Genomic DNA, 12,267 nt, shown 5'->3' on the forward strand with positions numbered 1-12,267 from the left:
GCCCGGCTTTTCTCATGTTCGCTGCAATTCGGATCAGAACTTGACGCCGATACCGACCTTGACGCTGTTTTCGTCGAAGCCGCGCGAAACGCTACCGGAATCGAGGTTGTAGTCCTTGTCCTGATAGTCGGTGTAGCGGTATTCGAGACGCGTCGTGATGTTGTTGGTCACGAAGGCTTCGACACCGGCGCCGACCGTATAGCCGTAAGCGGTCTTGCTGTCGGAAGACGTGCCGTCGGAAACCTTGGTGTTGGCGAGCGCCAGACCTGCCGTACCATAAAGCAGGAAGGGGTTCAGGTCATAACCGACGCGGCCGCGGACGGAGCCATTCCAGCCGGTCTTGTTCTTGATGCCGTCCTGAGTGACGTCCGCATCGCCGTAACCGAGATCGGCTTCAGCACCGTAAACGATCTGGCCCTGCTGGAAATTGTAGCCGGTGAAGAGCTGACCGCCCCAATCATAGGTGTCGCGGTTGGAACCGAAGCTGCCCGCATTGTAGGTCGCGGCGCCACCGAGGTAGAAGCCCTGCCAGTTGTTGACCGGAGCCGGGGTTTCCTCAGCGACCGGTGCCTGCGGGACCTGGTCCACGGCATCAGCTGCCTGTGCGACCGAGAAACCGCCAACGGCAAGAGCGGAAGCCATGAGGCCAGCAAAGAGTATACGCATACTTGTCTCCTTTCAGTCCCGCGCGCCCGTCAACTCAAATTCGGCGAAGCATCCACGGGGGATTACTAAATGTCCCTTCCGGTTCGAGAGTGAAATTGGAATGCAAATGCGGATTTGAAAGAGCCAAATTGTGATATCATTGTGGCTCCGCGGCGGCAGAAATTCGATGTTGCTTGGTTGCAACATACCGTTTATTAAGGATAATAATCAGTTAAACTTACAATACTTATTTTAATAAATCGCGATTGCAAATAATACATAGAATATCTGGACCGCACAGGCAATGCTTTCGGCCTATTTATATAATCAGAGCCTGCCCTTATATAGTCAGCAAACGGACTCGCAGGACCAGAAGGCAGCATCTTGACCCAGAAAAGACTTCGTGCGGCGCTTGTGACGGGTGCCGCCAAAAGAATAGGCCGGGCGATTGCCGAAGACCTTGTTGCTGATGGATTTTCGGTCGCAATCCATGCCAACGGCTCGCTCGCCGAGGCTGAGGATTTTGTGGCGGAATTGCGGCAAAGGGGCCATAAGGCGGTTGCGATCAAGGCCGATCTCGCCAAAATCGATGAGACCGAAGGGCTTGTCGGGAAGGCTTGCGAGACGCTCGGCCCGATCGATCTTCTCGTCAACAATGCGTCGATTTTTCTCGAGGATTCGCTCCGCAAATTCGATGCGCAGGTGTGGGACGAGCATTTCGCCGTCCATGTCCGCGCGCCTTCGATACTCGCCGCCAAATTCGCCGAACAGTTGCCGGAAACGGCCGAGGGGCTCGTCGTCAACATTATCGACCAGCGTGTCTGGGCACTGCGGCCGAGCTTCTATTCCTATACCCTGTCTAAATCGGCGCTGTGGACGGCGACGCAGACGATGGCGCAGGCGCTCGCGCCACGCATCCGCGTCAACGCAATCGGTCCCGGCCCGTCGATTCCGAGCGAGCGGCAATTGCAGGAAGACTTCCAAGCGCAGGTTTCAGCCCTTATCTTGAAGCGAGGACCTGAGCTCAAGGAATTTGGCAGAACGATTCGTTTTCTGTTCGAGACCCCTTCGATCACGGGTCAGATGATTGCACTCGACGGCGGCCAGCATCTCGCGTGGCAGACGCCTGATGTGCTGGAGATCAAGGAATGAATGCCAAGAAGCTGCCCGATGGCGGTGTTCTTTATGATGAGACCGACGAAAACGACGACGATATCATCGAGGTGGAAGGTGATGCTTCCGCTTCGCCGATTTCTGCAGCGGTCGACTGGAATGCCGGCAGCGTCAACGAAACCGGCCTTGTCGGCGCCGATCTGATCGCCGAATTCGTCAAGCGCTTGCCGAACAGCCCCGGTGTCTACCGCATGTTCAACGAGGCAGGTGACGTGCTCTATGTCGGCAAGGCCCGCAGCCTGAAGAAGCGCGTCGGCAACTACGCGATGGGTCGCGTGCATTCCAACCGCATCGCCCAGATGGTGCGTCAGACCGCCAACATGGAATTCGTCACGACGCGGACGGAGACCGAGGCGCTGCTCTTGGAAGCGAATCTGATCAAGCGCTTGCGGCCGCGCTTTAACGTGCTGCTGCGCGACGACAAGTCGTTTCCCTATATCCTGATAACAGGCGATCACCGCGCCCCCGCCATCTTCAAGCATCGCGGTGCGCGCGCCCGCAAGGGCGACTATTTCGGTCCCTTCGCCTCAGCCGGTGCCGTTGGCCGCACGATCAATTCGCTGCAACGCGCCTTCCTGATCCGCACCTGTACCGACAGCGTCTTCGAGACACGCACCCGGCCCTGCCTGCTCTACCAGATCAAGCGCTGTTCCGGGCCCTGCACGCATGAGGTCAGCGACGAGGGCTATGCGGAGCTCGTGCAGGAGGCCAAGGACTTTCTTTCCGGCAAGAGCCAGAAGGTGAAGGAGCACATGGCGGAGGCGATGAACGCTGCCGCCGAGGACCTGGATTTCGAGCGCGCCGCGATCTATCGCGACCGTCTTGCCGCGCTCTCGCATGTGCAGAGCCACCAGGGCATCAACCCGGCGGGCGTCGAGGAGGCCGATGTCTTTGCCATCCATCACGAAGGCGGGATTTCCTGCATCCAGGTGTTCTTCTTCCGCACGGGACAGAACTGGGGCAACCGCGCCTATTTCCCGAAGGCCGATCCGCAACTGTCAGGCGCCGAGGTGCTGAACGCCTTCCTCGCGCAATTCTACGACGACAAGCCGGTGCCGCGGCAGATCATGCTGTCGGAAACGGTCGAGGAACTGGAACTGCTGGCTGCCGCCTTGGGCGAAAAGGCCGGGCACAAGGTTTCGATCCTCATTCCGCAGCGCGGTGAAAAGCGCGACCTCGTCGAGCATGTCATCGCCAATGCCCGCGAGGCGCATGGCCGCAAGCTTGCTGAAACGGCTTCGCAATCACGGCTGCTGGAAGGCTTCAAGGACACGTTCGGCCTGCCCTATGTCCCGCAGCGCGTCGAGATCTACGACAACTCGCATATCATGGGCACGAATGCGGTCGGCGGCATGGTGGTCGCCGGGCCGGAAGGCTTCGTGAAAAACCAGTATCGCAAGTTCAACATCAAATCGACCGAGATCACGCCGGGCGACGACTTCGGCATGATGCGCGAAGTGATGACCCGGCGTTTCTCGCGTCTGCTGAAAGAAGAAGGCATTCCGGATCGCAGCGCGCAGATTTCGGCTGCCGATGTCGCCGACATGCCCTTCCCCGCTTGGCCGGACGTGATCCTGATCGACGGAGGTCAGGGACAGATGACGGCTGTGCGCGCCATTCTGGACGAACTCGGCATTACCGACAGCGTGATCGCCATCGGCGTGGCAAAGGGTGTGGACCGCGAGGCCGGCCGCGAGCGTTTCTTCGCACCCGGCAAGGGAAGCTTCACACTGCCGCCACGCGATCCGGTTCTCTATTTCATCCAGCGCATGCGCGACGAGGCGCACCGTTTCGCGATCGGCTCGCATCGGGCACGGCGCAAGAAGGAAATGGTCAAGAACCCGCTCGACGAGATCGGCGGCATCGGGCCTTCACGCAAAAGAGCATTGCTGCAGCATTTCGGAACGGCGAAGGCGGTGTCGCGCGCTGCCCTTTCCGATCTCATGGCGGTGGAAGGAATTTCGGAGACCGTCGCAAAGCAGGTCTACAATCATTTTCACGACGACGCCGCGAAATAAGCGGCGCCGGTCGCAAATTCCACGCAAAGGCAGCGAAAAAACAGAAAGAATGTTGACGGTCGAGGGCCAAAGCCGTCATCTACCGCCGCATTATCAAAGAGAACCGCTCATGGCATCGCGTGCGTATAACATCCCCAATCTCCTCACCTACGGCCGCATCCTGGCGGTGCCGCTGATCGTCGTCTGCTTCTTCATCGAGGGACGGCTCAGCAGCAGCGACACGGCGCGCTGGGTGGCACTCTGGATTTTCATCATCGCCTCGATCACCGATTTCCTCGACGGCTACCTCGCGCGAATCTGGAACCAGACCTCGAATATCGGCCGCATGCTGGACCCGATTGCCGACAAACTGCTGGTTTCCGCCATCCTGCTTCTGGTCGCAGCCGATGGCACGATCGCCGGCTGGTCGCTCTGGGCGGCAATCATCATTCTCTGCCGCGAAATCCTGGTTTCGGGGCTGCGCGAATATCTGGCCGCGCTGAAGGTCAGCGTCCCGGTAACGCGCATTGCCAAATGGAAGACGACGCTGCAACTCGTCGCCATCGCCTTCCTGCTTGCCGGGCCCGCGGGCGACACCATCTTCCCCTATACGACCTGGACGGGGATCGCGCTCCTCTGGATCGCCGCACTTCTGACGATCTATACCGGCTACGATTATTTCCGCGCCGGGTTGAAACATGTGGTGGATGACGAAGAATGACACGGCTTGTCTATTTCGCCTGGGTGCGCGAACGCATCGGCAAAGGTGAGGAGGAGATTGATCTCCCCGCTTCCGTCGTCAGCGTTGCCGATCTTCTGAATCATTTGAAGGGCCTGGGCGAAGAATATGAGATGGCCCTTCAATATCACGATGTGATCCGGGTGGCGATTGACCAGGAGCATGTGGAGCATGACGAGCCGATCGGCGGAGCGCGGGAGATCGGTATTTTCCCGCCGATGACAGGTGGCTGAGACAGTGATAGTGGTGCCGTGCGGCTACCCCCCTCTGTCCTGCCGGACATCTCCCCCACAAGGAGGGAGATTGGCTGGGAGCACGAACTTCCCCAAGCAATCAGCGTCGCAGCCCGGCAAAACTGTAGATGGGCACGATGGTCAAGCCGCTCGTAATCTCCCTCCTTGTGGGGGAGATGTCCGGCAGGGCAGAGGGGGGTTGGCGCGGCACGCGCTCTCCATAGCCTCCGCTACCGCATCAAAGCAGTTGGGGATGTTGTCATGACCATCATCCCGACCATCCGCGTCCAGCGCGAGGATTTCGATCTGCAGGCGGAAGTCGACCGGCTCTCCAAGGGTAAGCCCGACATCGGCGCGGTCGTGACCTTCTCCGGCCTCTGCCGCGATGAGGGCGGCACACTTTCTGCGCTCGAACTCGAACATTATCCGGGCATGGCCGAGGCGGAGATGACCCGTATCGGCGAACTCGCCATAGAACGGTTCGGGCTCAAGGGTCTCACCGCCATCCATCGCTACGGCAAAATCGTAGCCGGCGAGAATATAGTGCTGGTCGTCGCTGCCGCGCCGCATCGGCAGGCGGCCTTCGATGGTGCGAACTTCGTCATGGATTTCCTCAAAACATCCGCCCCCTTCTGGAAGAAGGAGCATCACAAGGGTGGGCATGCCGGCGACTGGATCGCGGCAAAGGACGCAGACGACACAGCGCGTGACCGCTGGAAATAATCAGAGCACGACGCGCTCGCGCTTGCTTAAAACCAGCAGGAAAACCAGCAGCGAGAAGATGGCGAGGTCACGCCAGATGAAGGAACCGTAGGCGCCCCAGAGCGTCTCGACGAGCGCCAGGCCGGCGGCACCACCCGCCGAGCGCAGCGGATCGGAATAGCCGCCGACGGCTGCGATCAGCAGCACCTTGAGGCCGAACATCAGCCCGGCGCCGAAATCCATCGATCCGTAATAGAAGGTCGCAAGGATGCCGCAGCAGGTAGCGACGAGCGCCGCCGCCCCATAGGACACCAGGAAGACACGACTGGCGCTGGTGCCACAGAGTTCGGCGGCAAGCGGATCGTCGATGACGGCGCGCCATAGGCGGCCCCATACCGTGCGCTTCAGGATCAGCGCACCGATCGCGATGATTGCACACATCAGGACCGTATCCAGAAGCTGGATATAGGTGAGTGTCACCTTGAAGGTGCCATCGCTCCAGAAGGTCACGTTGTCGTTCAAGAGCGGCGGCAGCCAGATGGCGCGGGTATTGGAGGCAAGGCGCGCCGTCTCCATCAGCACGATCATCATGCCGAGCGCGGCGACGATGACCGTGTTCGGCGATTTGCTGGCAAGCGGTTGCATGACGAAGCGGCCAATCCAGATCCCTGCCCCCACCGAATAGATCAGTGAGGCGCAGACGCCGACCGCGATCGCCGCCGGCAGTACCAGCCAGAGGCGGTTATAGGCCATGTCCGTGAACAGCAGCAGAATCTGGCCGGCAAAGGCGATGATCGCCCCATAGGTGATGTCGGCGCGTTTGGTGACACCGAAAGCGATCGAATAGCCGAAGGCAAGCGTGGCGTAGAGCGCTGCGAGCGGCACCGCATTCGCCAGTTGCTGCAGAAGATAGGCCATTTCAACACTCCAGATCGACTTAAAATAATAACTGGCAAAACGCATTTTACCAGTTATATTTTTCCCATGAGCTTCTCCTGGACCCCTCACCGTTTTTCTGGTGGCGCATTGGCGCTCGATGTCGCCAACAGCGTCATCCTGCGTCACGATACTGCGCGCCGTATCGACCGCTTCGAGGCCGAAGGGCAAATGGAGCGTTTCCCTGAGGCGGCACAGGAATTTTGCGCCGAACGGGCACTTTTCGGCGACATAATGCCGGTCGGAGCGCAGAATAGGGCGAACTTCATCGAACTGCGCGAAGCGACGGACCGCTATTTCCGCCGGCGCGTGCTCGAGGGCAGTGACGACCAGCTTCTTGCCGAGTTGTTGGAGGCACTGGCGCACACACTGCGGGGGGCTGCGGAAAAGGGTCTCGATGCGGCAACGGCGCATTCGGTCTTGCGGCTGATCGCCATGCCAGATTCGGAGCGAATGAAGATCTGCGGCAATTGCGGCTGGCTGTTCATCGACCGCAGCAAAAACAAGAGCCGGGCCTGGTGCGATATGGCCGTCTGCGGCAACCGCGCCAAGGCCATCAGGCATTATCGGAGGAAAAAGAAGGAGGAGACGCCATGAAGCGGCGTTTAGTCATCACGACAATTGTAGCAGCGGGGATCATGCTTGCCGCCTGCCAGCGCCAGGCCGAAACCATGCTGGAAGTGACGGGTCATCTGTTCGTGTTCAACTATCGAAACGCCAGCGCCACCTATCTGCTGACAATGAAGAAGACGGCGCCCATTCCCGACGGCTCGACCATCGTTGCCGAGTTCGAGAACCCTCAAGGCGGCACGCCGCTTGTGTTGAACCAGAAGGTCTTCCCGATGGACGACAAGATTTCCGTCCAGAGCGAGAACCTGCATTGCGTGCGCAAGGACCGGCCCTATTCGGTGACCGTCAGGCTGGTCGACAAGGATAGCAAGCTCTTGCAGGAGCTGAAAACGCAGTTCAAGTCCGACCTCGATCAGACCGTGCTGCCGAGCAAGCCGCTGGTATTAGGTGCCGGCTATGAGAAGAACCCGGAGGTTTTCAAGCCTGATGGGACGACGGATTTTTCGAACACCGACAAGTGCCCGGCCTGAAAACAAGAAAGCCGGAACGAGCCCGGCTTTTGTGAGTCAATTCAATGCACTCCCACGGAATGCTCGCAGGCTGAATCAGCCGACGATCTCGGTATCGGAGAACCAGTACTTGATTTCCTGGGCAGCCGTTTCCGGAGCGTCGGAACCGTGAACCGAGTTTTCGCCGATCGACAGAGCATGAACCTTGCGAATCGTGCCTTCGTCAGCGTTTGCCGGGTTGGTTGCGCCCATGATTTCGCGGTTCTTCAGGATGGCGCCTTCGCCTTCCAGAACCTGAACGATGGTCGGGCCGGAGGTCATGCCTTCGACGAGTTCGCCGAAGAACGGACGTTCCTTGTGAACGGCGTAGAAGCCTTCGGCTTCGCGCTTGCTCATCCAGACGCGCTTGGAGGCGACGACGCGCAGGCCGGCATCTTCGAGCATCTTGGTGATAGCGCCCGTCAGGTTGCGCTTCGTTGCGTCCGGCTTGATCATCGAGAAGGTGCGTTCAATCGCCATAATTCGGATCCTCATACTCAGGGAAAAGTGGGCGGTCTTTACCCGCCTCACCGCCCGAAAACAAGGGGGCTCCGGCAATTTCACGCCGCTGTCACAGTCCGGCCCCGGCTTTCATGAAGATCGAGGCAGCGTTCGAACCAGGCCATGACCGGATCGTCAGGGGCCAGCATGGCAAGGCCGGCGGCGATGCGCAGCCATTGCAGCGCACCAAAGACGATGTAGTCGGCAAAGAGCGGGCTCTCGCCGCCGATGAACGGCTGGAAGCGCAGCATGTGGCGCATCGGCTCCAGCTTGGCGGCAAAGGCTTCCCTCTCCGCCTCGCGTCCGGCGGCGAAATCCTCCAGCGGCTTGCCGAGACGGCTTTCGCGGCTGGCGCGGAAATAGGCCTTGTCGCCCTCATCGAGAATGGAATGAATATCGAGGAGCGCGATCCGCATGATCGCCGGATGGATCATCATCTGCGAATAACCCTCGACCAAACGCGACAGGGCCTTGCCGCCCTCGCCACCAAATAGCGACGGACGGTCCGGATAGGTATCTTCCAGGTAAAGGGCGATATCGAAACTGTCTGATATCAGCCGGCCATTGTCATCTAGGACCGGCACGGTCTTGGAGAAGCCACCGCCGATATCGACAATGCGGCTGTAGGTCGTCGGAACCTCTTCGAAGTCGAGCCCCTTATGGGCGAGCGCCATCACCGCTTTCCAGCAATGCGGCGAGAAGAAGTGACGCTCATCGGCGCCGCATAGGGAGTAGAGAGCTCTCGTCATGGTCGTCCTTTCGCAATCGCAACGGTTCATTCCACGCCAGAAAGCCGGCGCGATCAAATCAGGAATTTTCATGGCGTCATCACGGCTGCTGCTGAAACGGATACGGCCATTCCCGATCGGGACGCGGCAAGGGTGCATTAACCGGTTTTGCGGCTTCCCGCCCCGCAAACCTTGCAAATTCAATGTCTCTTAAAAGCTTGCCTGCATAGCGGAAGCAGAAGAGCCGATGGCCCAAGAGAACCAATGGCAATGAGGGGATCGTCATGCCGACTGCCGCTGCAAATGCATTGAATACGCGCGAGGCGACCCGGCCGGCGCCGGCAACCGACGTGCAGAAAGTCGCTCAGCACATGATGCGGCTGAACGTGGCAGGCCTGCCGCGCAACTATGAACTGTTCCATGAGGCACTGATCGGCCTGAATGCCGGGCTGGCACAGGATATCGCTGCCCTCGGCCCGCATCCGCATCAGGAAGCTCTGGACGAACTCGGCCTGCGCTACAGGCTCGTCGGCCATTATGGGCTGGCGGACGACCGCTCGCGCAACGAAACGAGCCGCGTGCTTAAGGAGACGGCGGAGCGGCTCGCCGAAGGTCGCCTGCATCACCAGGCATTCACACGCGCTTGCGAGACAATCCTCAAATCCGTCTCGGGCCAGCAGGACCAGCAGAGCCTTGCCGATTTCATGGCCGAGGTCGAGTATCTCGCCGCTTCCCTTTCAGCCGTTCTCGCAGCGGAACGGACGATCGGCACGAGGCTGGAAGAGGAAATCGAGCGGTTGACGGCGCTGGAGCGGGGCATTTCCACCGTGCAGGCTGCCGCTATCACCGACAAGATCACCGGCCTGCCGAACCGTATCGGGCTCAATCGTGCGCTCGACGATCTCTACTGTCAGGAAGAGGGTGCGGCCGGCAGCGCGCTGATCATGATCGACATCGATGATTTCAAGGAGCTTACCGCCCGATACGGCGCGCAGACCGGCAACAAGCTTTTGAAGAAGCTTGCCGGCCTCTTCCGCAAGACGGTGAAGAAGAACGATTTCGTTGCGCGCCTGGAGGCCGACGAATTCGCCCTCCTCTTTGCCAATGTCGGCATGCAGGATGCGCTGGCGATCGCCGAGCGGCTGCGCAGTTCCGTCGAGGACAATCTCGTTTTCGCCGCCTCCGATAGGTCCGAAGCAAGCGGCCTGACGATTTCGGTCGGTGTGGCACTGAGCGGCGATGCGGCCACGTCGGGTCAGCTTCAGGCCAATGCCCGCGTAGCGCTGCTTGCCGCCCAGTCCAATCCGCGCGTGCCGGTGCAAGCCTTCGGCCGCCAAGGCGTCCGGCTATGAGCTATTGATGGCAAACAGTGGCAAACACGCCGCTGAGCCATCTTGCCTTGGCGGCGGCTTTCGGCCAAAACCGCGCGCATGATCACGATATCAGATATTTCCGCCCGCATCGCCGGCCGTCTGCTTCTCGACCATGCCAGCGTCTCGCTGCCGTCAGGCACGAAGGCCGGGCTCGTGGGACGTAACGGCGCCGGCAAATCCACCCTCTTCCGCGTTATAACCGGTGATCTGGGAGCCGAAAGCGGGACAATATCAATCCCCAAGAATGCGCGCATGGGTCAGGTGAAGCAGGAAGCGCCGGGCACCGAGGATTCGCTGATCACGATCGTGCTTTCCGCCGACAAGGAGCGCGCGGCGCTGCTTGCCGAGGCAGAGACCGCAACCGATCCGCATCGTATCGCCGAAATTCAGATGCGCCTCGTCGATATCGACGCCCATTCGGCGGAAGCGCGCGCCGCCAGCATCCTCTCTGGCCTCGGCTTCGATCAGGAAGCGCAGGCCCGGCCCGCATCCTCCTTCTCGGGCGGCTGGCGCATGCGCGTGGCGCTCGCCTCCGTGCTCTTTACGGAGCCGGACCTGCTGCTGCTCGACGAGCCGACCAACTATCTCGACCTCGAAGGCACGATGTGGCTGGAGGATTATATCCGCCGCTATCCGCACACGGTCATCATCATTAGTCATGACCGTGACCTGCTGAACAACGCGGTCAATTCCATCGTGCATCTCGATCAGAAGAAGCTCACCTTCTATCGCGGCAATTACGACCAGTTCGAGCGGCAGAAGGCGGAAGCCGACGAGTTGCAGATGAAGGCCAAGGCGAAGAACGATGCGGCGCGCAAGCATCTGCAGAGCTTCATCGACCGCTTCAAGGCCAAGGCCTCCAAGGCAAAGCAGGCCCAATCCCGCGTCAAGGCGCTGGAGCGCATGGGCACGGTCGCGTCCGTGATCGAGGATCACGTTCAGCCGATCACCTTCCCGGAGCCGGAAAAGCAGCCCGCCTCGCCGATCGTCGCGATCAGCGGCGGCGCCGTCGGCTACGAGCCAGGCAAGCCGATCCTCAAGGGGCTCAATCTGCGCATCGACAATGATGACCGCATCGCGCTGCTCGGCTCGAACGGCAACGGCAAATCGACCTTCGCGAAATTCATTTCGGGGCGGCTGGCGCCGGAAAGCGGCGATCTGCGCCTGGCGCCCAGCCTGAAGATCGGCTTTTTCGCCCAGCATCAGCTCGACGATCTCGTGCCGAACGAGACACCCGTCGAGCATGTGCGGCGGCTGATGCCGACAGAACCCGAAGCAAAGGTGCGCTCCCGCGTGGCGCAGATGGGCCTTGCGACCGAAAAGATGGCGACGGCCGCGAAAGATCTTTCAGGTGGGGAAAAGGCACGCCTGCTGATGGGGCTTGCCGCCTTCCATGCACCCAACCTCTTGATCCTCGACGAACCGACCAACCATCTCGACATCGACAGCCGCCGCGCGCTGATCGAGGCGCTGAACGATTATGACGGGGCCGTCATCCTGATCTCGCACGACCGGCATCTGATCGAAGCGACCGTCGACCGCCTCTGGCTGGTCAACAACGGCACGGTGACGAGTTTCGAAGGCGATATGGATGAATATCGCGACCTGATCGTTGCTTCCGGCAAAAAAAAAGACGACGAAAAGCAGAAGCAGTCTGAAGACCAGGCATCGAAGGCCGACCAGCGCAAACTCAATGCCGACAAGCGCGCCTCGCTCGCCCCCCTCAAGAAAAAGATCAACGAAATCGAATCCTTGACGGGCAAGCTGGAGAAATTGATTCAGGCACTTGATGCGGAACTTGCGGATCCTGCGCTCTATGAAAAGGCGCCCGCCAAGGCCGCTGACAAAGCCAAGCAGCGTGGCGAAGCAGCAGCCAAACTCGCTGCCGCCGAAGAGCAATGGCTGGAACTCTCCGCTGAATATGAGGGAGCCATGGCGAGCTGAGGCGCCGCCAGTGTAAGTAACTGTCAGGGGATACTTTGCCGCGGTGTAAGAGCCATCGCAGTCGTCAAGAGCTAGACAATTGCCCAAAAATCGCGTCGTCTGTTCTTACAGACCAGACTTGCCCGCGGACCGCTTTCTGATAAAACGGCGCGCAATAAGTCATACTTTTAGCGAAACA

At 60.0% G+C, this 12,267-nt stretch carries 13 protein-coding genes; 9 read left to right on the forward strand and 4 right to left on the reverse strand.

The features are described from left to right. Positions 1-33: 33 nt before the first annotated feature. Positions 34-666, reverse strand: coding sequence for an outer membrane protein (locus tag H4W29_RS02790; RefSeq protein WP_192727565.1), 633 nt, complete (start codon positions 664-666; stop codon positions 34-36). 363 nt (positions 667-1,029) lie between these two features. Here H4W29_RS02790 and H4W29_RS02795 point away from each other — a divergent pair, with 363 nt between their 5' ends. The 5 genes from H4W29_RS02795 to H4W29_RS02815 all read left to right on the forward strand — a co-directional run bounded on the left by H4W29_RS02795 (position 1,030) and on the right by H4W29_RS02815 (position 5,510). Next, on the forward strand, positions 1,030-1,797 hold the full coding sequence (locus tag H4W29_RS02795) for an SDR family oxidoreductase (protein WP_192727566.1): 768 nt from the start codon (positions 1,030-1,032) through the stop codon (positions 1,795-1,797). Next, on the forward strand, positions 1,794-3,836 hold the full coding sequence (gene uvrC / locus H4W29_RS02800) for an excinuclease ABC subunit UvrC (RefSeq protein ID WP_192727567.1): 2,043 nt from the start codon (positions 1,794-1,796) through the stop codon (positions 3,834-3,836). The genes H4W29_RS02795 and uvrC overlap by 4 nt, the downstream gene beginning before the upstream one ends. Positions 3,837-3,945: 109 nt before the next feature. After that, the gene (pgsA, locus tag H4W29_RS02805) at positions 3,946-4,536 is read left to right on the forward strand and encodes a CDP-diacylglycerol--glycerol-3-phosphate 3-phosphatidyltransferase (RefSeq protein WP_192727568.1); all 591 of its coding nucleotides are present in this window, start codon (positions 3,946-3,948) and stop codon (positions 4,534-4,536) included. Then, complete coding sequence (gene moaD, locus H4W29_RS02810) at positions 4,533-4,787, forward strand: molybdopterin converting factor subunit 1 (protein ID WP_192727569.1); 255 nt, start codon at positions 4,533-4,535, stop codon at positions 4,785-4,787. The genes pgsA and moaD overlap by 4 nt, the downstream gene beginning before the upstream one ends. A 261-nt stretch (positions 4,788-5,048) precedes the next feature. Beyond that, entirely contained in the window at positions 5,049-5,510 is a 462-nt protein-coding gene (locus H4W29_RS02815; RefSeq protein ID WP_192727570.1) for a molybdenum cofactor biosynthesis protein MoaE, read from the forward strand. Here H4W29_RS02815 and H4W29_RS02820 read toward each other — a convergent pair whose 3' ends face one another. Beyond that, entirely contained in the window at positions 5,511-6,407 is an 897-nt protein-coding gene (locus H4W29_RS02820; RefSeq protein ID WP_192727571.1) for a branched-chain amino acid ABC transporter permease, read from the reverse strand. It abuts the gene before it with no gap. A 66-nt stretch (positions 6,408-6,473) separates the two neighbouring features. Here H4W29_RS02820 and H4W29_RS02825 point away from each other — a divergent pair, with 66 nt between their 5' ends. Beyond that, entirely contained in the window at positions 6,474-7,022 is a 549-nt protein-coding gene (locus H4W29_RS02825; RefSeq protein WP_192727572.1) for a CGNR zinc finger domain-containing protein, read from the forward strand. Next, positions 7,019-7,525: a hypothetical protein gene (locus tag H4W29_RS02830; protein WP_192727573.1), complete on the forward strand. Its 507-nt coding sequence runs from the start codon at positions 7,019-7,021 to the stop codon at positions 7,523-7,525. Before H4W29_RS02825 ends, H4W29_RS02830 begins: the two co-directional genes overlap by 4 nt. A gap of 75 nt (positions 7,526-7,600) precedes the next feature. Here the strand turns inward: H4W29_RS02830 and ndk are convergent, their stop codons facing one another. Continuing rightward, complete coding sequence (gene ndk / locus H4W29_RS02835; protein ID WP_016553456.1) at positions 7,601-8,023, reverse strand: nucleoside-diphosphate kinase; 423 nt, start codon at positions 8,021-8,023, stop codon at positions 7,601-7,603. A gap of 80 nt (positions 8,024-8,103) precedes the next feature. Beyond that, on the reverse strand, positions 8,104-8,793 hold the full coding sequence (locus tag H4W29_RS02840) for a glutathione S-transferase family protein (protein WP_192727574.1): 690 nt from the start codon (positions 8,791-8,793) through the stop codon (positions 8,104-8,106). Positions 8,794-9,056: 263 nt separating this feature from the next. Between H4W29_RS02840 and H4W29_RS02845 the strand changes: the two genes are divergently transcribed. Both H4W29_RS02845 and H4W29_RS02850 read left to right on the forward strand, forming a co-directional pair. Further along, positions 9,057-10,124, forward strand: a complete 1,068-nt coding sequence (locus H4W29_RS02845; RefSeq protein WP_192727575.1) for a GGDEF domain-containing protein — start codon at positions 9,057-9,059, stop codon at positions 10,122-10,124. 78 nt (positions 10,125-10,202) lie between these two features. Next, complete coding sequence (locus H4W29_RS02850) at positions 10,203-12,089, forward strand: ABC-F family ATP-binding cassette domain-containing protein (RefSeq protein ID WP_029616520.1); 1,887 nt, start codon at positions 10,203-10,205, stop codon at positions 12,087-12,089. The last annotated feature ends 178 nt before the right edge of the window (positions 12,090-12,267 follow it).

This window comes from Rhizobium viscosum (genome assembly GCF_014873945.1).
In the GTDB taxonomy this organism is placed as follows: Bacteria; Pseudomonadota; Alphaproteobacteria; order Rhizobiales; family Rhizobiaceae; genus Rhizobium; species Rhizobium viscosum.